This is a genomic window from Pseudomonas fluorescens (genome assembly GCF_900636825.1).
GTDB lineage: Bacteria > Pseudomonadota > Gammaproteobacteria > Pseudomonadales > Pseudomonadaceae > Aquipseudomonas > Aquipseudomonas fluorescens_BG.
Genome location: NZ_LR134318.1, coordinates 5,311,084 through 5,332,567, shown reverse-complemented (window position 1 = coordinate 5,332,567; position 21,484 = coordinate 5,311,084). Strand labels below are relative to the sequence as shown.

The 21,484-nt window shown below is 54.3% G+C and carries 14 protein-coding genes, 6 tRNA genes and 3 rRNA genes; 21 read left to right on the top strand and 2 right to left on the bottom strand.

What is annotated here, in order from left to right:
• Window positions 1-61: 61 nt before the first annotated feature.
• Both EL257_RS24400 and EL257_RS24395 read right to left on the bottom strand, forming a co-directional pair.
• Entirely contained in the window at window positions 62-1,153 is a 1,092-nt protein-coding gene (locus EL257_RS24400) for an anhydro-N-acetylmuramic acid kinase (RefSeq protein WP_126366873.1), read from the bottom strand.
• A 3-nt stretch (window positions 1,154-1,156) separates the two neighbouring features.
• A complete protein-coding gene (locus EL257_RS24395; protein WP_126366871.1) occupies window positions 1,157-2,581 on the bottom strand; it encodes a peptidoglycan DD-metalloendopeptidase family protein in 1,425 nt (474 codons plus the stop codon).
• A 212-nt stretch (window positions 2,582-2,793) separates the two neighbouring features.
• Here EL257_RS24395 and tyrS point away from each other — a divergent pair, with 212 nt between their 5' ends.
• From tyrS to rpoB, 21 genes are all read left to right on the top strand, one after another.
• The gene (tyrS, locus tag EL257_RS24385; protein WP_126368253.1) at window positions 2,794-3,993 is read left to right on the top strand and encodes a tyrosine--tRNA ligase; all 1,200 of its coding nucleotides are present in this window, start codon (window positions 2,794-2,796) and stop codon (window positions 3,991-3,993) included.
• 496 nt (window positions 3,994-4,489) lie between these two features.
• Window positions 4,490-6,026 (top strand): 16S ribosomal RNA (locus tag EL257_RS24375).
• A gap of 81 nt (window positions 6,027-6,107) precedes the next feature.
• Window positions 6,108-6,184 (top strand) — tRNA-Ile (locus EL257_RS24370).
• Between the two features lie 30 nt (window positions 6,185-6,214).
• Window positions 6,215-6,290 (top strand) — tRNA-Ala (locus tag EL257_RS24365).
• A 246-nt stretch (window positions 6,291-6,536) separates the two neighbouring features.
• A 23S ribosomal RNA gene (locus EL257_RS24360) occupies window positions 6,537-9,430 on the top strand.
• A 162-nt stretch (window positions 9,431-9,592) separates the two neighbouring features.
• A 5S ribosomal RNA gene (rrf, locus tag EL257_RS24355) occupies window positions 9,593-9,708 on the top strand.
• The 16S, 23S and 5S rRNA genes sit together here with 2 tRNA genes alongside, the layout of an rRNA operon.
• 131 nt (window positions 9,709-9,839) lie before the next feature.
• A complete protein-coding gene (birA, locus tag EL257_RS24350; RefSeq protein WP_126366869.1) occupies window positions 9,840-10,793 on the top strand; it encodes a bifunctional biotin--[acetyl-CoA-carboxylase] ligase/biotin operon repressor BirA in 954 nt (317 codons plus the stop codon).
• Window positions 10,783-11,535: a pantothenate kinase gene (locus EL257_RS24345; RefSeq protein ID WP_126366867.1), complete on the top strand. Its 753-nt coding sequence runs from the start codon at window positions 10,783-10,785 to the stop codon at window positions 11,533-11,535. Before birA ends, EL257_RS24345 begins: the two co-directional genes overlap by 11 nt.
• A gap of 7 nt (window positions 11,536-11,542) precedes the next feature.
• Window positions 11,543-11,974 carry a hypothetical protein gene (locus EL257_RS24340; RefSeq protein ID WP_126366865.1) on the top strand — a complete coding sequence of 144 codons (432 nt, stop codon included), beginning with the start codon at window positions 11,543-11,545 and terminating at the stop codon, window positions 11,972-11,974.
• A gap of 143 nt (window positions 11,975-12,117) precedes the next feature.
• A tRNA-Tyr gene (locus EL257_RS24335) sits at window positions 12,118-12,202 on the top strand.
• A gap of 25 nt (window positions 12,203-12,227) precedes the next feature.
• Window positions 12,228-12,301, top strand: a tRNA-Gly gene (locus EL257_RS24330).
• A gap of 26 nt (window positions 12,302-12,327) precedes the next feature.
• Window positions 12,328-12,403: transfer RNA gene (locus tag EL257_RS24325), tRNA-Thr, on the top strand.
• Between the two features lie 84 nt (window positions 12,404-12,487).
• On the top strand, window positions 12,488-13,681 hold the full coding sequence (tuf, locus tag EL257_RS24320; RefSeq protein WP_126366853.1) for an elongation factor Tu: 1,194 nt from the start codon (window positions 12,488-12,490) through the stop codon (window positions 13,679-13,681).
• A gap of 53 nt (window positions 13,682-13,734) precedes the next feature.
• A tRNA-Trp gene (locus EL257_RS24315) sits at window positions 13,735-13,810 on the top strand.
• A gap of 45 nt (window positions 13,811-13,855) precedes the next feature.
• Window positions 13,856-14,224 carry a preprotein translocase subunit SecE gene (gene secE, locus EL257_RS24310; RefSeq protein WP_007916493.1) on the top strand — a complete coding sequence of 123 codons (369 nt, stop codon included), beginning with the start codon at window positions 13,856-13,858 and terminating at the stop codon, window positions 14,222-14,224.
• Between the two features lie 9 nt (window positions 14,225-14,233).
• Window positions 14,234-14,767 carry a transcription termination/antitermination protein NusG gene (gene nusG / locus EL257_RS24305; RefSeq protein WP_126366863.1) on the top strand — a complete coding sequence of 178 codons (534 nt, stop codon included), beginning with the start codon at window positions 14,234-14,236 and terminating at the stop codon, window positions 14,765-14,767.
• A gap of 117 nt (window positions 14,768-14,884) precedes the next feature.
• Window positions 14,885-15,316 (top strand): 50S ribosomal protein L11, encoded by a 432-nt coding sequence (gene rplK / locus EL257_RS24300; RefSeq protein ID WP_003228756.1) that lies wholly within the window; start codon window positions 14,885-14,887, stop codon window positions 15,314-15,316.
• A complete protein-coding gene (gene rplA / locus EL257_RS24295; protein ID WP_126366861.1) occupies window positions 15,316-16,011 on the top strand; it encodes a 50S ribosomal protein L1 in 696 nt (231 codons plus the stop codon). The genes rplK and rplA overlap by 1 nt, the downstream gene beginning before the upstream one ends.
• Before the next feature lie 198 nt (window positions 16,012-16,209).
• The gene (gene rplJ / locus EL257_RS24290; RefSeq protein WP_003228752.1) at window positions 16,210-16,710 is read left to right on the top strand and encodes a 50S ribosomal protein L10; all 501 of its coding nucleotides are present in this window, start codon (window positions 16,210-16,212) and stop codon (window positions 16,708-16,710) included.
• A gap of 74 nt (window positions 16,711-16,784) precedes the next feature.
• The gene (gene rplL, locus EL257_RS24285) at window positions 16,785-17,150 is read left to right on the top strand and encodes a 50S ribosomal protein L7/L12 (RefSeq protein WP_003228750.1); all 366 of its coding nucleotides are present in this window, start codon (window positions 16,785-16,787) and stop codon (window positions 17,148-17,150) included.
• A gap of 221 nt (window positions 17,151-17,371) precedes the next feature.
• Window positions 17,372-21,445 carry a DNA-directed RNA polymerase subunit beta gene (rpoB, locus tag EL257_RS24280; RefSeq protein ID WP_126366859.1) on the top strand — a complete coding sequence of 1,358 codons (4,074 nt, stop codon included), beginning with the start codon at window positions 17,372-17,374 and terminating at the stop codon, window positions 21,443-21,445.
• Window positions 21,446-21,484: the final 39 nt, after the last annotated feature.

Genomic DNA, 21,484 nt, shown 5'->3' with positions numbered 1-21,484 from the left:
CGCTCCACACACAAAAACGCCGCAGAGCTTTACGGTTCTGCGGCGTTTTTGTGTGTGGAGATTATGCCGGGTAAATCGCGCCGAGCACCCGCAGGCCGCGAGCGCCGGTGACGCTTGGGCGGTTGGCCGCGATGCCTTCGAGGCAACAATGGGCGAGCCAGGCGAAAGCCATGGCTTCTACCCAGTCTGGGTCAACGCCATGGGTGGCTGTGCTGGCGACTTTTGTATTGGGCAGTCGCTGCGCAAGGCGCGTCATGAGCGTGGCGTTATGAGCACCGCCGCCACAGACCAGCAGCTCCCGAGTATCAGTTTGTGCGCTCTGCAATGACTCGACGATGGTCAGGGCGGTCAGTTCAAGCAGCGTGGCCTGTACGTTTTCCGCCGGGAAGGCTGGCAGCCGGGAAAGATGCTGTTCCAGCCAAGCCAGATTGAATACCTCACGACCGGTACTTTTCGGGCCTTTGGTGACGAAGAAGGCGTCACTGAGCAGTGCTTTGAGCAGCGCCGGCTCAACCGAGCCTGTTTTCGCCCAGTCGCCATTACGATCGTAGTGTTCACCGCGTTGCCGATGAATCCACGCATCCATCAGAACATTCCCAGGGCCGCAGTCGAAACCGGCTACAGGTTTGTTCGCCTCGATCAGGCTGAGATTGCTGAATCCGCCTACGTTCAAAACCGCCTGATTGCCGGTACGCTCTTCAAACAAAGCCTCGTGAAAAGCTGGCACCAGTGGTGCGCCTTGCCCACCGGCGGCGACATCGCGGCTGCGGAAGTCACTGACCACGGTGATACCCGTCAATTCAGTCAGCAGGGCGGGGTTACCGATTTGCACCGTGAAGCCGCGCGACGGTTCGTGGCGAATGGTCTGTCCATGGCTGCCGATTGCGCGGATGGCGTCGGGTTTGAGCTGTTGTTGAGTGAGAAGGGCCTGAATGCCGGAGGCGGCGAGTTCGACCCAGTGTTGCTGGGCAATGGCCGAACGGGCGATCTCGTCCGGGCCGCTGGCGCACAAGGCAAGCAGTTCGGCGCGCAGGGATTCAGGCATGGGAATGTAGTTGGTGGCGATCAGCTTGATCGCCGAAGTCTGGTCGATCAGCGCGATGTCCAGTCCGTCGAGGCTGGTTCCAGACATCACACCGATATAAAGGGCCATGGCTTAACGCTTGCTCGAAGCCAGCATGGTGGCCTTTTCTTGATCCATGCGTGCCATCAGCGGTTGGCTCTGCGCCAGGAAGCGAGCGCGCTCGGACTTGGCGATAGGGTCGGCCATCGGCAACTTCTGGCCCAGCGGATCGACGTGTACGCCGTTCACCTGGAACTCATAGTGCAAATGCGGGCCGGTCGACAGCCCGGTGGTGCCGATGTAGCCGATAACCTGACCTTGCTTGACGTTCCCGCCGGTTTTCACACCTTTGGCGAAACCTTGCATGTGGCCGTAAAGCGTACGGTAGGTATTGCCGTGCTGGATGATCACAGTATTGCCATAACCGCCGCGACGCCCGGCCAGCAGCACCTTACCGTCACCGGCAGCCTTGATTGGCGTGCCGCGCGGTGCAGCGTAATCGACACCTTTGTGGGCGCGGATCTTGTTGAGGATCGGATGTTTGCGGCCCATGGAGAATTTGGAGCTGATACGGGCGAAGTCCACCGGCGTACGGATAAACGCCTTGCGCATGCTGTTGCCGTCAGCCGTGTAATAGCTGCTGTTGCCTTGTTTGTTGGTGTAACGCACAGCGGTGTAGGTCTTGCCGCGGTTGGTAAAACGTGCGGACAGGATCGGGCCAGTGCCGACAGCTTTGCCGTTCACTACTTTCTGTTCATAGATAACGTCGAATTCGTCGCCTTGGCGGATGTCCTGAGCGAAGTCGACGTCGTAGCCAAACACGCTGGCCATATCCATGGTCAGGCTGTGGGAAAGGCCTGCGCGCGCGGCAGATTGCGAGAGCGAGCTATTGATGACGCCATGGACATAGGCGGTGCGAACGGTCGGTTTGGCGGTAATCCGGTTGAATGCATAACCCTTGTCATTCCTGGACAGGGTGATGGTTTCGACATCGCTCACCTTCGTATGCAGGCTGGTCAACTGGCCGTCGGGAGTCAGTTCGAATTCGAGCTTCTGACCGTGCTTGAGTTGGCTGAACTGCTTGGCCTGCTTATCGCTGGCCAGCACTTCATGAACCGAAGCGGCCGGGAGCCCGACTTTTTCGAACAAAGTCGATAGCGTATCGCCCTTGGCAACTACGACCTCGCGGTGGCCAGGCGCCTTGGCCTTTTCTGCGGCCGGCGCGGGGATCGGCGCGGTTTCGGCCGTTTGTGCAGGGCTTTCGTCTGCGTTTTCGATTTGCGCGAATGGTGAAGTGACCGGCTCGTTTGTGGCTTGAGCCGCGTCTGCAGCGTCTTGATCTTGTGTCAGTTGTTCAGCAGGACTTTCCAGTTCCAGGCTCAGGGTCGTCTTTTTGGCTTCAACATCACTGGAAGGGAATACCAGGAGTGCCAGGCTGAGAAGGGCGGCGATTCCACTTGCGGCGAGCAGGTGGGTCTTCGGGTAAAGCGGAGGCGCTTTAGACGGTTCTGTGGTCATAGGTAATTTTGACTTTGAAAAATGATGAATTGGAAAAGATGAATGACATGATGAAGATGAAATAACTGTATAAAATATAACCAAATCATCGCTGAAGCAAGTCCACAGACATCGCGTCTGTGGATTGGTGTCCGTGCGCCGGGCAAAACTTGTAATTGGTGCGCGATCTTGTATGGTTGGTTCCCTTTGAATCTGAGCCTTGCGGGTCTGTTATGAAGTCGGTTGAAGAGCAGCTAGCGCTGATTAAACGTGGTGCGGAAGAACTGTTGGTCGAGTCCGAGCTGATCGAGAAGCTCAAGCGCGGCCAGCCGCTGCGTATCAAGGCTGGTTTCGATCCGACCGCTCCCGATCTGCACCTGGGTCATACCGTGCTTATTAATAAGCTGCGCCAGTTCCAGGAGCTGGGGCATCAGGTGATCTTCCTTATCGGTGACTTCACCGGGATGATCGGTGATCCGAGCGGCAAGAGCGCCACTCGTCCTCCGCTGACTCGCGAACAGGTTCTGGAAAACGCCGAGACATACAAAACTCAGGTTTTCAAAATTCTTGATCCGGCGAAAACCGAAGTTGCGTTCAACTCCACCTGGATGGATCAGATGGGTCCGGCGGATTTCATTCGTTTGACTTCCCAGTACACCGTCGCGCGCATGCTTGAGCGTGATGACTTCGATAAGCGCTATACCACCAATCAACCCATCGCGATTCACGAGTTCCTTTATCCGCTGGTTCAGGGCTATGACTCTGTGGCTTTGCGTGCAGATGTCGAGCTGGGCGGTACCGACCAGAAATTCAACTTGCTGATGGGGCGTGAGCTGCAGCGCGGTTATGGGCAAGAGGCCCAGTGCATTCTGACCATGCCGTTGCTTGAAGGTCTGGATGGCGTGAAGAAGATGTCCAAGTCGTTGGGCAACTATGTCGGTATTCAGGAAGCGCCGGGTGTCATGTACAGCAAGCTGGTTTCGATTCCAGATGCGCTGATGTGGCGGTACTTCGAATTGCTCAGCTTCCGTACGATGGAAGAGATCAACGCTTTCCGCGCTGATGTGGAAGCTGGCGCGAATCCGCGCGACATCAAGATCAAACTCGCCGAGGAGATCGTTGCTCGTTTCCATGGCAAAGAAGCTGCTGCGAATGCTCATCGCGGAGCGGGTAACCGGATGAAGGATGGTGAGCTGCCGGATGATTTGCCAGAGATCGAGCTGGTTTCGGCTGAAGATATGCCGATCGCCGCTGTTCTTAATAAAGCGGGCTTGGTGAAGAACTCTGCGGCAGCGCGTGATCTGTTGGCTGCTGGGAGTGTTCGCGTTGACGGTGAAGTGGTTGATCGCTCCTTTATATGCGTACTGGGCGCGACTCATGTTTGTCAGGCTGGCAAGAAGGCTTTTGCACGTATCTCGTTGAAAGCCGAATAAACTTGAAGATAAAGGTTGACGGCGAATTCCAGATGTCTATAATTCGCCCCACTTCCGGCGCAGTCGAAACGGAAAACTCCTTGAGATTCAATGAGTTATGAAGTTTTCGGCAGCAAGTTGCTTCAGTTCATCGAAGCCAGAAGGAAGTTGAAAAAGAGGTGTTGACAGCAGCGTGTAACGCTGTAGAATTCGCCTCCCGCTGACGAGAGATCGGAAGCGCAAGTGGTTGAAGTTGTTGAAGAATTCTTCGAAAACTTCTGAAAATAATCACTTGACAGCAAATGACGCTGCTGTAGAATGCGCGCCTCGGTTGAGACGAAAGATCTTAACCAACCGCTCTTTAACAACTGAATCAAGCAATTCGTGTGGGTGCTTGTGGAGTCAGACTGATAGTCAACAAGATTATCAGCATCACAAGTTACTCCGCGAGAAATCAAAGATGTAACCAACGATTGCTGAGCCAAGTTTAGGGTTTCTTAAAAACCCAAAGATGTTTGAACTGAAGAGTTTGATCATGGCTCAGATTGAACGCTGGCGGCAGGCCTAACACATGCAAGTCGAGCGGATGAAAGGAGCTTGCTCCTGGATTCAGCGGCGGACGGGTGAGTAATGCCTAGGAATCTGCCTGGTAGTGGGGGACAACGTTTCGAAAGGAACGCTAATACCGCATACGTCCTACGGGAGAAAGCAGGGGACCTTCGGGCCTTGCGCTATCAGATGAGCCTAGGTCGGATTAGCTAGTTGGTGAGGTAATGGCTCACCAAGGCGACGATCCGTAACTGGTCTGAGAGGATGATCAGTCACACTGGAACTGAGACACGGTCCAGACTCCTACGGGAGGCAGCAGTGGGGAATATTGGACAATGGGCGAAAGCCTGATCCAGCCATGCCGCGTGTGTGAAGAAGGTCTTCGGATTGTAAAGCACTTTAAGTTGGGAGGAAGGGCAGTAAATTAATACTTTGCTGTTTTGACGTTACCGACAGAATAAGCACCGGCTAACTCTGTGCCAGCAGCCGCGGTAATACAGAGGGTGCAAGCGTTAATCGGAATTACTGGGCGTAAAGCGCGCGTAGGTGGTTCGTTAAGTTGAATGTGAAATCCCCGGGCTCAACCTGGGAACTGCATCCAAAACTGGCGAGCTAGAGTATGGTAGAGGGTGGTGGAATTTCCTGTGTAGCGGTGAAATGCGTAGATATAGGAAGGAACACCAGTGGCGAAGGCGACCACCTGGACTGATACTGACACTGAGGTGCGAAAGCGTGGGGAGCAAACAGGATTAGATACCCTGGTAGTCCACGCCGTAAACGATGTCAACTAGCCGTTGGGAGCCTTGAGCTCTTAGTGGCGCAGCTAACGCATTAAGTTGACCGCCTGGGGAGTACGGCCGCAAGGTTAAAACTCAAATGAATTGACGGGGGCCCGCACAAGCGGTGGAGCATGTGGTTTAATTCGAAGCAACGCGAAGAACCTTACCAGGCCTTGACATCCAATGAACTTTCCAGAGATGGATGGGTGCCTTCGGGAACATTGAGACAGGTGCTGCATGGCTGTCGTCAGCTCGTGTCGTGAGATGTTGGGTTAAGTCCCGTAACGAGCGCAACCCTTGTCCTTAGTTACCAGCACGTTATGGTGGGCACTCTAAGGAGACTGCCGGTGACAAACCGGAGGAAGGTGGGGATGACGTCAAGTCATCATGGCCCTTACGGCCTGGGCTACACACGTGCTACAATGGTCGGTACAAAGGGTTGCCAAGCCGCGAGGTGGAGCTAATCCCATAAAACCGATCGTAGTCCGGATCGCAGTCTGCAACTCGACTGCGTGAAGTCGGAATCGCTAGTAATCGTGAATCAGAATGTCACGGTGAATACGTTCCCGGGCCTTGTACACACCGCCCGTCACACCATGGGAGTGGGTTGCACCAGAAGTAGCTAGTCTAACCTTCGGGAGGACGGTTACCACGGTGTGATTCATGACTGGGGTGAAGTCGTAACAAGGTAGCCGTAGGGGAACCTGCGGCTGGATCACCTCCTTAATCGACGACATCAGCTGCTCCATGAGCTCCCACACGAATTGCTTGATTCATTGAAGAAGACGATAGAAGCAGCCCGAAATTGGGTCTGTAGCTCAGTTGGTTAGAGCGCACCCCTGATAAGGGTGAGGTCGGCAGTTCGAATCTGCCCAGACCCACCAATTTTGTGTGGGAAACGCCTGTAGAAATACGGGGCCATAGCTCAGCTGGGAGAGCGCCTGCCTTGCACGCAGGAGGTCAGCGGTTCGATCCCGCTTGGCTCCACCACTACTGCTTCTCTTGTATAAAGCTTAGAAATGAGCATTCCATCAGTGTGATGGTGAATGTTGATTTCTAGTCTTTGACTAGATTGTTCTTTAAAAATTTGGGTATGTGATAGAAAGATAGACTGGACGTTACTTTCACTGGTAACGGATCAGGCTAAGGTAAAATTTGTGAGTTCTCTTAGTTGAGAAATTCGAATTTTCGGCGAATGTCGTCTTCACAGTATAACCAGATTGCTTGGGGTTATATGGTCAAGTGAAGAAGCGCATACGGTGGATGCCTTGGCAGTCAGAGGCGATGAAAGACGTGGTAGCCTGCGAAAAGCTTCGGGGAGTCGGCAAACAGACTTTGATCCGGAGATGTCTGAATGGGGGAACCCAGCCATCATAAGATGGTTATCTTGTACTGAATACATAGGTGCAAGAGGCGAACCAGGGGAACTGAAACATCTAAGTACCCTGAGGAAAAGAAATCAACCGAGATTCCCTTAGTAGTGGCGAGCGAACGGGGACTAGCCCTTAAGTGGCTTTGAGATTAGCGGAACGCTCTGGAAAGTGCGGCCATAGTGGGTGATAGCCCTGTACGCGAAAATCTCTTGGTCATGAAATCGAGTAGGACGGAGCACGAGAAACTTTGTCTGAATATGGGGGGACCATCCTCCAAGGCTAAATACTACTGACTGACCGATAGTGAACTAGTACCGTGAGGGAAAGGCGAAAAGAACCCCGGAGAGGGGAGTGAAATAGATCCTGAAACCGTATGCGTACAAGCAGTGGGAGCAGACTTTGTTCTGTGACTGCGTACCTTTTGTATAATGGGTCAGCGACTTATTTTCAGTGGCGAGCTTAACCGAATAGGGGAGGCGTAGCGAAAGCGAGTCTTAATAGGGCGTCTAGTCGCTGGGAATAGACCCGAAACCGGGCGATCTATCCATGGGCAGGTTGAAGGTTGGGTAACACTAACTGGAGGACCGAACCGACTACCGTTGAAAAGTTAGCGGATGACCTGTGGATCGGAGTGAAAGGCTAATCAAGCTCGGAGATAGCTGGTTCTCCTCGAAAGCTATTTAGGTAGCGCCTCATGTATCACTGTAGGGGGTAGAGCACTGTTTCGGCTAGGGGGTCATCCCGACTTACCAAACCGATGCAAACTCCGAATACCTACAAGTGCCGAGCATGGGAGACACACGGCGGGTGCTAACGTCCGTCGTGAAAAGGGAAACAACCCAGACCGTCAGCTAAGGTCCCAAAGTTATGGTTAAGTGGGAAACGATGTGGGAAGGCTTAGACAGCTAGGAGGTTGGCTTAGAAGCAGCCACCCTTTAAAGAAAGCGTAATAGCTCACTAGTCGAGTCGGCCTGCGCGGAAGATGTAACGGGGCTCAAACCATACACCGAAGCTACGGGTATCACCTTCGGGTGATGCGGTAGAGGAGCGTTCTGTAAGCCTGTGAAGGTGAGTTGAGAAGCTTGCTGGAGGTATCAGAAGTGCGAATGCTGACATGAGTAACGACAATGGGTGTGAAAAACACCCACGCCGAAAGACCAAGGTTTCCTGCGCAACGTTAATCGACGCAGGGTTAGTCGGTCCCTAAGGCGAGGCTGAAAAGCGTAGTCGATGGAAAACAGGTTAATATTCCTGTACTTCTGGTTATTGCGATGGAGGGACGGAGAAGGCTAGGCCAGCTTGGCGTTGGTTGTCCAAGTTTAAGGTGGTAGGCTGAGATCTTAGGTAAATCCGGGATCTTAAGGCCGAGAGCTGATGACGAGTTACCCTTTGGGTGACGAAGTGGTTGATGCCATGCTTCCAAGAAAAGCTTCTAAGCTTCAGGTAACCAGGAACCGTACCCCAAACCGACACAGGTGGTTGGGTAGAGAATACCAAGGCGCTTGAGAGAACTCGGGTGAAGGAACTAGGCAAAATGGCACCGTAACTTCGGGAGAAGGTGCGCCGGTGAGGGTGAAGGACTTGCTCCGTAAGCTCATGCCGGTCGAAGATACCAGGCCGCTGCGACTGTTTATTAAAAACACAGCACTCTGCAAACACGAAAGTGGACGTATAGGGTGTGACGCCTGCCCGGTGCCGGAAGGTTAATTGATGGGGTTAGCTAACGCGAAGCTCTTGATCGAAGCCCCGGTAAACGGCGGCCGTAACTATAACGGTCCTAAGGTAGCGAAATTCCTTGTCGGGTAAGTTCCGACCTGCACGAATGGCGTAACGATGGCGGCGCTGTCTCCACCCGAGACTCAGTGAAATTGAAATCGCTGTGAAGATGCAGTGTATCCGCGGCTAGACGGAAAGACCCCGTGAACCTTTACTATAGCTTTGCACTGGACTTTGAATTTGCTTGTGTAGGATAGGTGGGAGGCTTTGAAGCGTGGACGCCAGTTCGCGTGGAGCCATCCTTGAAATACCACCCTGGCAACTTTGAGGTTCTAACTCAGGTCCGTTATCCGGATCGAGGACAGTGTATGGTGGGTAGTTTGACTGGGGCGGTCTCCTCCTAAAGAGTAACGGAGGAGTACGAAGGTGCGCTCAGACCGGTCGGAAATCGGTCGTAGAGTATAAAGGCAAAAGCGCGCTTGACTGCGAGACAGACACGTCGAGCAGGTACGAAAGTAGGTCTTAGTGATCCGGTGGTTCTGTATGGAAGGGCCATCGCTCAACGGATAAAAGGTACTCCGGGGATAACAGGCTGATACCGCCCAAGAGTTCATATCGACGGCGGTGTTTGGCACCTCGATGTCGGCTCATCACATCCTGGGGCTGAAGCCGGTCCCAAGGGTATGGCTGTTCGCCATTTAAAGTGGTACGCGAGCTGGGTTTAGAACGTCGTGAGACAGTTCGGTCCCTATCTGCCGTGGACGTTTGAGATTTGAGAGGGGCTGCTCCTAGTACGAGAGGACCGGAGTGGACGAACCTCTGGTGTTCCGGTTGTCACGCCAGTGGCATTGCCGGGTAGCTATGTTCGGGAAAGATAACCGCTGAAAGCATCTAAGCGGGAAACTTGCCTCAAGATGAGATCTCACTGGAACCTTGAGTTCCCTGAAGGGCCGTCGAAGACTACGACGTTGATAGGTTGGGTGTGTAAGCGCTGTGAGGCGTTGAGCTAACCAATACTAATTGCCCGTGAGGCTTGACCATATAACACCCAAGCAATTTGCGTCGGCTCTGTAAACCAGAGCAACCAGATTGCGGTGTGTGAAGACGAAACGAACCGAAAGTTCGAAACGCACAAACACCTAGCTGTCACATACCCGATTTGCTGAAGCGAGGCCAGCTGGCCACGGTTCGGTACCCGAATTTCTTGACGACCATAGAGCGTTGGAACCACCTGATCCCATCCCGAACTCAGCAGTGAAACGATGCATCGCCGATGGTAGTGTGGGGTTTCCCCATGTGAGAGTAGGTCATCGTCAAGATTAAATTCCGAAACCCCAATTGCGAAAGCAGTTGGGGTTTTGTTTTGCCCGCGAAAAAGCGTCTGCTTGATTTCTATGCAACGGCCCGGGTCATGGCTATCATGCGGGCCTCATTGTGAGGCGAGACCTGCATGTTGACGTTGGTGAATCTCCTTAAGGATGGTCGTTTCCATTCTGGTCAGGATCTGGGGGCTGCCCTGGGAATAAGTCGAAGTGCAGTGTGGAAACAGCTTCAGCACCTCGAGGCTGAGCTTGGCCTGTCCATTCATAAAGTTCGGGGGCGAGGCTATCAACTAGCTGCGCCATTGCTGCTACTCGACTCTCAAGCAATATCTTCAGCTACGCCAGGTTGGCCGGTGGCAGTTCTTCAATCGGTCGACTCGACGAACGCAGAGGCGTTGCGCGCTGTTGCCCGAGGTGAATCCGCGCCATTTTTGGTGCTTGCTGAGCGGCAGATCTCTGGCCGTGGTCGTAGAGGGCGGAAGTGGGTGAGCCCCTTTGCGGAAAATCTCTATTACAGTCTCGTCCTGCGTATTGATGGCGGAATGCGTCAGCTTGAAGGCTTGAGCCTGGTCGTGGGGTTGGCTGTTCTTCAGGCACTTCGAAATTTCGGTGTGTCGGCTGCCGGATTAAAGTGGCCAAACGATGTTTTAGTAGGTGACAAAAAAATCGCCGGCATTCTGCTTGAGCTCGTAGGTGATCCGGCTGACGTTTGCCATGTAGTGTTAGGGATAGGCGTCAATGTGAATATGCAGAAGGCGGATGAAGTCGACCAGCAATGGACATCGATTCGGCTCGAGTCGAGCGTCAGCATTGATCGCAACGCCTTGGTCATGGAGCTGAGCAAGCAATTAAGCAGTTACATTCAGCGCCATCAGATGGAAGGGTTTTCAAGCCTTCAGGTGGAATGGGAAGCGAACCATTTGTGGCAAGGTCGATCCGTATCGCTCATTGCGGGTTCCAATCATATAGATGGTGTGGTCCTTGGAATTGATTGTCAGGGTGCGCTGCGTCTGATGGTGGATGGAATGGAAAAAATCTTCAGTGGCGGTGAGCTCAGTTTGAGGTTGCGTGATGATTCTTGAGCTCGACTGTGGCAACAGTTTTATCAAGTGGCGAGTATTGGATGCTGCTGCCAAGGCTTTGTGTGCTGAGGGAGTGGTCGACTCTGATCTGGCGTTGCTTGAAAGTTTGAAAGGAATTGAAGGGATCGCGCTGCGCAAGTGTCGTGTGGTGAGTGTCAGGACTGCGGAAGAAACTGGCGAGTTGATTGATGTCATCGAGCGTGAGTTCGGTGTTTCGGTGGTGTGCGCGAAATCTGCTCGTGAAATGGCCGGTGTAAGAAACGGTTACGAAGATTACGAGCGCTTAGGGCTCGATAGATGGCTGGCGATGCTCGGCGGGTTTCATTTGGCATCGAGCAGCGCTTGTCTGGTGCTCGACTTTGGTACGGCGGTAACTGCAGATTATATTGCTGCTAACGGCGAGCATCTGGGAGGCTTCATATGCCCTGGAATGCCATTGATGCGAAATCAGTTGCGGACTCATACGCGCAAAATCCGTTACGGCGACATCGCGGCTGAGCGTGCACTTGCAGATAGCGCGCCTGGACGTACCACCGTCGAGGCGGTAGAGCGTGGGTGTTTGTTGATGTTGCGAGGTTTCGTGATGACCCAGCTGGAGATGGCGAAATCGTATTGGGGCGCTGATTTCACCGTTTTCGTAACTGGCGGTGACGCCGGCTTGGTCGCGGACATCGCGCCTGAGGCGAAGGTGGTCCCGGATCTGGTATTTGTAGGGTTGGCTATGGCGTGTCCCTTTCCCTGAGGTTTGTATGCGTTGGTTGTTCCTTCTGCTCCTTGTTCTCAACGTTTTTTATTATGTCTGGCATCAGCAGGAGGCGCCCTTGCGGGCCAAGGATGTAACGCCCCTCAGTTTATATCGAGGCTCTCAGCAGGATATTCGCCTGCTGAGCGAAGCAAATGAAGGTGTTCGCGAGCCGCGGGGCGCTGGCCGTAAAGAGTGTTTATTTCTCGGTGGGTTCGCCAGCCAGGAGTCAATTACAGCGCTTCGGCAGCGTCTCACCGGTATGGGGGTCGAGGTCCAATCTTCCTCCAAAGATGCTTCGGGTGCTGGCTATTGGTTGTCTGTCGCGCCTTCGGGCCAGCGTTTGCTGGGCGATGCGCAGCTGCAAAACCTTTCTAACGAATTCAATGAGTTAAAACATAAAATAATGCTGTGCGAAGGGGTTGCACCGGCTGAATAGTTTGCATAGAATGGCGCCCGCTCCACAGCGAAGACCTAAATAGGGAATCAAAGTGAAGTGATGTCAATGCAGCTAACCTCAGGTTTTTAAATGAGAAAATGCTTGACAGGGGTTTGGCATAGTATAGAATGCCGGCCTGATTAGGAGGGGTTCCCGAGCGGCCAAAGGGATCAGACTGTAAATCTGACGTCTACGACTTCGAAGGTTCGAATCCTTCTCCCTCCACCAGATTTAAGCGTGAGCTGCAGGCTCCGCGGGTATAGTTTAGTGGTAGAACCTCAGCCTTCCAAGCTGATGATGCGGGTTCGATTCCCGCTACCCGCTCCATGTTTGCAGGTCGTGCAAAGTGTTTCGCTCTTGTAGCTCAGTTGGTAGAGCACACCCTTGGTAAGGGTGAGGTCAGCGGTTCAAATCCGCTCAAGAGCTCCATATAACAAGGCAGATATGAAAATATCTGCCTTTGTTTTAATGGTTGATATTGTTTGTCTAATTCTTCTGTTGAGGGTGATATCGATGGCTAAGGAAAAATTTGATCGTTCCCTGCCCCACGTCAACGTTGGGACCATTGGTCACGTTGACCACGGTAAAACCACTCTGACTGCTGCTCTGACTCGCGTTTGCTCCGAAGTTTTCGGTTCCGCAATCGTTGACTTCGACAAGATCGACAGCGCTCCAGAAGAGAAAGCTCGCGGTATCACCATCAACACCGCACACGTTGAGTACAACTCGAAGATCCGTCACTACGCTCACGTTGACTGCCCAGGTCACGCTGACTATGTGAAGAACATGATCACCGGTGCTGCTCAAATGGACGGCGCTATTCTGGTTTGCTCGGCCGCTGATGGTCCGATGCCGCAAACCCGTGAGCACATCCTGCTGTCCCGTCAGGTTGGCGTTCCGTACATCGTGGTCTTCCTGAACAAGGCTGACCTGGTAGACGACGCAGAGCTGCTGGAACTGGTTGAGATGGAAGTTCGCGACCTGCTGTCCACCTACGACTTCCCGGGCGATGACACTCCAATCATCATCGGTTCGGCTCGTATGGCGCTGGAAGGCAAAGACGACAACGAGATGGGCACCACTGCCGTCAAGAAGCTGGTTGAAACTCTGGATGCCTACATCCCAGAACCAGTTCGTATGATCGACAAGCCATTCCTGATGCCAATCGAAGACGTATTCTCGATCTCGGGTCGCGGTACTGTTGTGACTGGTCGTATCGAGCGCGGTATCGTTCGCGTTCAGGATCCGCTGGAAATCGTTGGTCTGCGCGACACCACCGTCAGCACCTGCACTGGTGTTGAAATGTTCCGCAAACTGCTCGACGAAGGTCGTGCTGGCGAGAACTGCGGCGTTCTGCTGCGTGGTACCAAGCGTGACGACGTTGAGCGTGGTCAGGTACTGGTTAAGCCGGGTTCGGTTAAGCCGCACACCAAGTTCACTGCAGAAGTTTACGTTCTGAGCAAGGAAGAAGGCGGTCGTCACACTCCGTTCTTCAAAGGCTACCGTCCACAGTTCTACTTCCGTACTACTGACGTGACTGGTAACTGCGAGCTGCCAGAAGGCGTTGAAATGGTAATGCCAGGTGACAACATTCAGATGACTGTTACCCTGATCAAAACCATCGCGATGGAAGACGGTCTGCGTTTCGCTATCCGTGAAGGCGGTCGTACCGTCGGCGCTGGCGTCGTAGCCAAAATCATCGAGTAAATAGTTGTAATGTATTTTTCGGGCCGGCATAATGGTCGGCCTGATTTTGTTTTAGGTCAGTAGCTCAATTGGCAGAGCGACGGTCTCCAAAACCGTAGGTTGGGGGTTCGATTCCCTCCTGACCTGCCAGATTCACTCAGTGTGTCTGGCTTTCTTTTCACAGGATCTTCATAGATGACTCCTAAAGCTGAAGCTCAAGGCTCTCGCTTCGATCTGCTCAAGTGGCTTGTAGTTGTCGCTTTAGTGGTTGTTGGCGTTGTTGGCAATCAGTATTACTCTGCTTCGCCGATCCTGTACCGTGTACTCGCTTTGCTTGTCATTGCTGCTGTAGCTGCCTTTGTAGGCCTGCAGACTGCGAAGGGCAAGTCTTTCTTTGTACTGGTTAAGGAAGCTCGCACCGAGATTCGTAAAGTCGTGTGGCCAACTCGCCAAGAAACCACGCAGACCACACTGATTGTGGTGGCTGTTGTGCTGGTTATGGCGTTGCTGCTGTGGGGGCTTGATTCCCTGCTCGGTTGGCTTGTTTCCTTGATTGTCGGCTAAGGGTGTCCCGTGGCTAAGCGTTGGTACGTTGTGCATGCTTACTCGGGTTACGAGAAGCATGTCATGCGCTCGCTGATTGAGCGCGTAAAGCTGGCTGGCATGGAAGATGGCTTCGGCGAAATTCTGGTTCCCACTGAAGAAGTGGTTGAAATGCGTAATGGCCAGAAGCGCAAAAGTGAACGCAAGTTCTTCCCAGGTTACGTGCTGGTACAGATGGATATGAATGAGGGGACTTGGCACTTGGTCAAGGATACTCCTCGGGTGATGGGGTTCATTGGCGGTACTGCCGATAAGCCTGCGCCTATCACGGACAAAGAGGCGGAAGCCATTCTGCGTCGTGTTGCTGATGGTAGCGACAAGCCGAAGCCCAAGACTCTGTTTGAGCCGGGCGAAATGGTTCGTGTCACTGATGGTCCATTCGCTGATTTCAATGGCACCGTCGAAGAAGTTAATTACGAGAAGAGTCGCGTCCAGGTGGCGGTGACAATTTTCGGTCGCTCTACTCCGGTAGAGTTAGAGTTCAGTCAGGTCGAAAAGGTCTAGCTGAGCAAGCATCCCAACCCCGCAGCCAAAGGCTGTGGGGTTTTGTCGTCACTGGGATATACGCGCAAGTAACCGGGGAGCCTTTCGAGGCGTTCGAACCCGTAATTGGAGTGCCTCATGGCCAAGAAGATTACCGCTTACATCAAGCTGCAAGTGAAGGCCGCTCAGGCTAACCCAAGCCCACCTGTTGGTCCTGCTCTGGGTCAGCACGGCGTGAACATCATGGAATTCTGCAAGGCTTTCAACGCCCGTACCCAGGGTCTTGAAGCAGGTCTGCCGACTCCAGTGATCATCACTGTCTACAGCGACCGTAGCTTCACTTTTGAAACCAAATCCACCCCTGCTTCGGTTCTGCTGAAGAAGGCGGCCGGTCTGACCAGCGGTTCCGCTCGTCCGAACACCGTTAAGGTTGGCACTGTTACTCGTGCTCAGCTGGAAGAAATCGCGAAAACCAAAAACGCGGATCTGACTGCAGCTGATATGGATGCAGCCGTGCGTACTATCGCCGGTTCTGCTCGTAGCATGGGCCTTAACGTGGAGGGTGTGTAATGGCTAAGCTGACCAAGCGTCAAAAGGCTATCGCCGGCAAAATCGAAGCAGGCAAGGCCTACAACATTGCAGATGCCGCTGCTCTGCTGGCTGAGCTGTCGACTGTCAAGTTCAGCGAGTCGTTCGACGTTGCTGTAAACCTGGGTGTAGACCCGCGTAAGTCCGACCAGGTTGTTCGTAGCGCTACCGTGCTGCCACACGGCACTGGCAAGACCGTTCGCGTTGCTGTGTTCACTCAGGGTCCAGCTGCTGAGGCCGCTCTGGCTGCCGGCGCTGACCGTGTAGGTATGGACGATCTGGCTGCCGAAATGAAAGGCGGCGACCTGAACTATGACGTAGTAATTGCATCCCCGGATGCGATGCGCGTTGTGGGTCAGTTGGGTCAGATCCTCGGTCCACGTGGCCTGATGCCTAACCCTAAAGTCGGCACCGTGACTCCGGACGTGGCTAACGCGGTTAAAAACGCCAAGGCTGGTCAGGTTCGTTATCGCACCGACAAAAACGGCATCATCCACACTTCCGTTGGCAAGATGGGCTTCGACGCCGTCAAGCTGAAGGAAAACGTTGAAGCCCTGATCGCTGATCTGAAGCGTATCAAGCCAGCTTCCTCGAAAGGCATTTACGTCAAGCGCGTTACCCTGAGCACCACTATGGGCCCAGGTCTGGTCATCGACCAGAGCTCGCTGGACGCGTAAGACAAAAGTTGGCGCGGTTATCCGCGCCAATTGAAAAATTGGGGTCCCTGCCTGGCGGGGGCTATCCAAGACCGTAGGCGGCGCAAGCCTTAAACCTCAAGCCTACGCAGATGGTGCTCCCGGTTCCTTACCGAATCAGACACCAAAACGACATTCGGTTTCGACCGAGTGAAACGGTAACAAGCAGGAGTTAAACCCGTGGCAATTAATCTCGAAGACAAGAAGGCCATCGTCGCTGAAGTCAACGAGGCTGCCAAAGTCGCTCTGTCCGCTGTCGTGGTTGATGCCCGTGGCGTAACAGTAGGCGCAATGACCGGACTCCGTAAAGAGGCTCGTGAAGCTGGCGTTTACGTACGTGTTGTGCGTAACACCTTGCTCAAGCGCGCTGTTGCTGACACTGAATACAGTGTCCTCAACGACGTGTTCACCGGCCCGACCCTGATCGCTTTCTCCAACGAACATCCGGGCGCTGCTGCCCGTATCTTCAAAGAGTTCGCCAAGGGTCAGGACAAGTTCGAGATCAAGGCAGCTGCGTTCGAGGGCAAGTTCCTCGCAGCTAATCAGATCGACGTACTGGCAACTCTGCCGACCCGTGACGAAGCAATTTCTCAGCTGATGAGCGTGATTCAAGGCGCTACCAGCAAATTGGCTCGTACTCTGGCGGCAATTCGCGACCAGAAAGAAGCTGCTGCAGCCTAAGGCTCGTCAACTTCTCGCGTTTTTTGTTTATTTCGATGGTCGCGTAGGCCGTCCCCCAATTCAGGAATTGAGTCATGTCTCTGACTAACGAACAAATCATCGAAGCAATCGGCCAGAAATCCGTAGTGGAAATCGTTGAGCTGATCAAAGCGATGGAAGAAACCTTCGGCGTTACCGCTGCTGCTGCTTCGGCTGGTCCAGCTGCTGCTGCCGCTGTTGTTGAAGAGCAAACCGAGTTCAACGTTGTTCTGCTGGAAGCTGGCGAGAAGAAGGTTAACGTGATCAAGGCAGTTCGTGAACTGACTGGTCTGGGCCTGAAAGAAGCCAAAGAGAAAGTAGACGGCGCTCCTCAGGTTGTAGCTGAAGGCGTTTCGAAAGAAGCGGCTGAAGACGCCAAGAAGAAGCTGGAAGAAGCAGGCGCTAAAGTCGAGCTGAAGTAAGCATCGACTTTGCTCCTCCAGCCCGAGCGTCAAGCGACAGGCTGATGGCTGGTGGCTCTTGCCACCGGCCTTTTTCCGTTATTGGCAGCCGACTGGGTCGGTGCCGGTAATGGCGCTGTAACCACCCGATGCGGTGGCGCAAACCATGGGGTTTGCACGATTTTCTGGCTGCTCCCGTCGGGAGGGGCCAAACAAGCAGGTGACCAAGCTGGGGAACGCTGATGGCTTACTCATATACTGAGAAAAAACGTATCCGCAAGGACTTTAGCAAGTTGCCGGACGTCATGGATGTGCCGTACCTCCTGGCCATCCAGCTGGATTCGTATCGTGAATTCTTGCAAGCGGGAGCGACTAAAGATCAGTTCCGCGACGTGGGCCTGCATGCGGCCTTCAAATCCGTTTTCCCGATCATCAGCTACTCCGGCAATGCTGCGCTGGAGTACGTCGGTTATCGCCTGGGCGAACCGGCATTTGATGTCAAAGAATGCGTATTGCGCGGTGTAACTTTCGCCGTACCTTTGCGGGTAAAAGTGCGCCTGATCATTTTCGACAAAGAATCGTCGAACAAAGCGATCAAGGACATCAAAGAGCAAGAAGTCTACATGGGTGAAATTCCCCTGATGACTGAGAACGGTACCTTTGTAATCAACGGTACCGAGCGTGTAATCGTTTCCCAGCTGCACCGTTCCCCGGGCGTGTTCTTCGATCACGACCGCGGCAAGACGCATAGCTCCGGCAAACTGTTGTACTCCGCGCGGATCATTCCTTACCGCGGTTCGTGGTTGGATTTCGAGTTCGACCCGAAAGACTGCGTATTTGTACGTATCGACCGTCGTCGCAAGCTGCCGGCATCGGTACTGCTGCGCGCGCTCGGCTACACCACTGAAGAAGTGCTGGACGCTTTCTACACCACCAACGTTTTCCACCTGAGCGGCGAAACCCTCAGCCTGGAACTGATTGCTTCGCGTCTGCGTGGTGAAATTGCGGTTCTGGATATTCAGGACGAGAAGGGCAAGGTCATCGTTGAAGCGGGCCGCCGTATTACCGCGCGCCACATCAACCAGATCGAAAAAGCCGGTATCAAGACTCTGGACGTGCCACTGGATTACGTCCTCGGCCGCACTACCGCCAAGGTCATCGTGCACCCGGCTACTGGCGAGATCCTGGCAGAGTGCAACACCGAGCTGAACACTGAAGTCCTGGCCAAAATTGCCAAGTCGGGCGTTGTTCGCATCGAAACTCTGTACACCAACGACATCGACTGCGGTCCGTTTATCTCCGACACGCTGAAGATCGACTCCACCAGCAACCAATTGGAAGCGCTGGTCGAGATCTATCGCATGATGCGTCCAGGCGAGCCGCCAACCAAAGACGCTGCCGAAACCCTGTTCAACAACCTGTTCTTCAGCCCTGAGCGTTATGACCTGTCTGCGGTCGGCCGGATGAAGTTCAACCGTCGTATCGGTCGTACCGAGATCGAAGGTTCGGGCGTGCTGTGCAAGGAAGATATCGTCGCGGTACTGAAGACTCTGGTCGACATCCGTAACGGTAAAGGCATCGTCGATGACATCGACCACCTGGGTAACCGTCGTGTTCGCTGCGTAGGCGAAATGGCCGAGAACCAGTTCCGCGTTGGCCTGGTGCGTGTTGAGCGTGCGGTCAAAGAGCGTCTGTCGATGGCAGAAAGCGAAGGCCTGATGCCGCAAGACCTGATCAACGCCAAGCCAGTGGCTGCGGCGGTGAAAGAGTTCTTCGGTTCCAGCCAGCTCTCGCAGTTCATGGACCAGAACAACCCGCTGTCCGAGATCACTCACAAGCGTCGTGTTTCTGCACTCGGCCCTGGCGGTCTGACTCGTGAGCGCGCAGGCTTTGAAGTCCGTGACGTACACCCGACTCACTACGGTCGTGTATGCCCGATCGAAACGCCGGAAGGTCCGAACATCGGTCTGATCAACTCCCTGGCTGCTTACGCTCGCACCAACCAGTACGGCTTCCTGGAAAGCCCGTACCGCGTGGTGAAAGAGGGTGTGGTCACCGATGAGATCGTTTTCCTGTCCGCTATTGAAGAAGCCGATCATGTGATCGCGCAGGCTTCGGCGACCATGAACGAACAGAAAGTCCTGATCGACGAGCTGGTAGCCGTACGTCACCTGAACGAGTTCACCGTCAAGGCGCCTGAAGAAGTCACCCTGATGGACGTTTCGCCGAAGCAGGTAGTTTCGGTTGCGGCGTCGCTGATTCCGTTCCTCGAGCACGACGACGCCAACCGTGCGTTGATGGGTTCGAACATGCAGCGTCAAGCTGTACCAACCCTGCGCGCTGACAAGCCGCTGGTAGGTACCGGCATGGAGCGTAACGTAGCCCGTGACTCCGGCGTTTGCGTCGTGGCTCGTCGTGGCGGCGTGATCGACTCCGTCGACGCCAGCCGTATCGTGGTTCGCGTTGCTGATGATGAAGTTGAAACCGGTGAAGCCGGTGTCGACATCTATAACCTGACCAAGTACACCCGTTCGAACCAGAACACCTGCATCAACCAGCGTCCGCTGGTGCGTAAAGGCGATCGCGTTCAGCGTAGCGACATCATGGCCGACGGCCCGTCCACCGACATGGGTGAACTGGCACTGGGTCAGAACATGCGCATCGCGTTCATGGCATGGAACGGCTTCAACTTCGAAGACTCCATCTGCCTGTCCGAGCGTGTAGTTCAGGAAGACCGCTTCACCACGATCCACATTCAGGAACTGACCTGTGTGGCCCGTGACACCAAGCTTGGCCCAGAGGAAATCACTGCGGACATCCCGAACGTGGGTGAAGCCGCACTGAACAAGCTGGACGAAGCCGGTATCGTTTACGTAGGTGCTGAAGTAGGCGCAGGCGACATCCTGGTCGGCAAGGTCACTCCGAAAGGCGAGACCCAACTGACTCCGGAAGAAAAACTGCTGCGTGCAATCTTCGGTGAGAAAGCCAGCGACGTTAAAGACACTTCCCTGCGCGTGCCAACCGGCACCAAAGGTACTGTCATTGACGTGCAGGTCTTCACTCGTGACGGCGTTGAGCGTGACGCTCGTGCTCTCTCGATCGAGAAGTCCCAGCTGGACGAGATCCGCAAGGATCTGAACGAAGAGTTCCGTATCGTTGAAGGCGCTACTTTCGAACGTCTGCGTTCCGCTCTGGTAGGCCACAAGGCCGAAGGCGGCGCCGGTCTGAAGAAAGGTCAGGACATCACCGACGAAGTACTCGACGGTCTCGAGCACGGCCAGTGGTTCAAACTGCGCATGGCTGAAGACGCTCTGAACGAGCAGCTCGAGAAGGCTCAGGCCTACATCGTTGATCGTCGCCGTCTGCTGGACGACAAGTTCGAAGACAAGAAGCGCAAACTGCAGCAGGGCGATGACCTGGCTCCAGGCGTGCTGAAAATCGTCAAGGTTTACCTGGCAATCCGTCGCCGCATCCAGCCGGGCGACAAGATGGCCGGTCGTCACGGTAACAAAGGTGTGGTCTCGGTGATCATGCCGGTTGAAGACATGCCGCACGACGCCAATGGCACCCCGGTCGACGTGGTCCTCAACCCGCTGGGCGTACCTTCGCGTATGAACGTTGGTCAGATCCTCGAAACTCACCTGGGCCTCGCGGCTAAAGGTCTGGGCGAGAAGATCAACCGGATGGTCGAAGAGCAGCGTAAAGTCGCTGAACTGCGTACTTTCCTGGACGAGATCTACAACCAGATCGGTGGTCGCAACGAAGATCTGGATAGCTTCTCCGATCAGGAAATCCTGGATCTGGCGAATAACCTGCGTGGCGGCGTTCCAATGGCCACTCCAGTGTTCGACGGCGCCAAGGAAAGCGAAATCAAGGCCATGCTGAAACTGGCAGACCTGCCGGAAAGTGGCCAGATGCAGCTGACCGACGGCCGTACCGGCAACAAGTTCGAGCGTCCAGTTACCGTTGGCTACATGTACATGCTGAAGCTGAACCACTTGGTAGACGACAAGATGCACGCGCGTTCTACCGGTTCTTACAGCCTGGTTACCCAGCAGCCGCTGGGTGGTAAGGCGCAGTTCGGTGGTCAGCGTTTCGGGGAGATGGAGGTCTGGGCACTGGAAGCATACGGTGCTGCTTACACTCTGCAAGAAATGCTCACAGTGAAGTCGGACGATGTGAACGGCCGTACCAAGATGTACAAAAACATCGTGGATGGCGATCACCGTATGGAGCCGGGCATGCCCGAGTCCTTCAACGTGTTGATCAAGGAAATTCGTTCCCTCGGCATCGATATCGATCTGGAAACCGAATAACACGTGACGCGAATCGAGAGCGGGGCAGGATTGCCCGCT

Bases quoted from the DNA above. Each gene is read 5' to 3' on its own strand.
- rpoB (WP_126366859.1), top strand. From the start codon at position 17,372: ATGGCTTACTCATATACTGAGAAAAAACGTATCCGCAAGGACTTTAGC.
- tyrS (WP_126368253.1), top strand. From the start codon at position 2,794: ATGAAGTCGGTTGAAGAGCAGCTAGCGCTGATTAAACGTGGTGCGGAA.
- EL257_RS24400 (WP_126366873.1), bottom strand. From the start codon at position 1,153: ATGGCCCTTTATATCGGTGTGATGTCTGGAACCAGCCTCGACGGACTG.
- rplA (WP_126366861.1), top strand. From the start codon at position 15,316: ATGGCTAAGCTGACCAAGCGTCAAAAGGCTATCGCCGGCAAAATCGAA.
- tuf (WP_126366853.1), top strand. From the start codon at position 12,488: ATGGCTAAGGAAAAATTTGATCGTTCCCTGCCCCACGTCAACGTTGGG.
- rplL (WP_003228750.1), top strand. From the start codon at position 16,785: ATGTCTCTGACTAACGAACAAATCATCGAAGCAATCGGCCAGAAATCC.
- rplK (WP_003228756.1), top strand. From the start codon at position 14,885: ATGGCCAAGAAGATTACCGCTTACATCAAGCTGCAAGTGAAGGCCGCT.
- EL257_RS24345 (WP_126366867.1), top strand. From the start codon at position 10,783: ATGATTCTTGAGCTCGACTGTGGCAACAGTTTTATCAAGTGGCGAGTA.
- EL257_RS24395 (WP_126366871.1), bottom strand. From the start codon at position 2,581: ATGACCACAGAACCGTCTAAAGCGCCTCCGCTTTACCCGAAGACCCAC.
- EL257_RS24340 (WP_126366865.1), top strand. From the start codon at position 11,543: ATGCGTTGGTTGTTCCTTCTGCTCCTTGTTCTCAACGTTTTTTATTAT.
- secE (WP_007916493.1), top strand. From the start codon at position 13,856: ATGACTCCTAAAGCTGAAGCTCAAGGCTCTCGCTTCGATCTGCTCAAG.
- birA (WP_126366869.1), top strand. From the start codon at position 9,840: ATGTTGACGTTGGTGAATCTCCTTAAGGATGGTCGTTTCCATTCTGGT.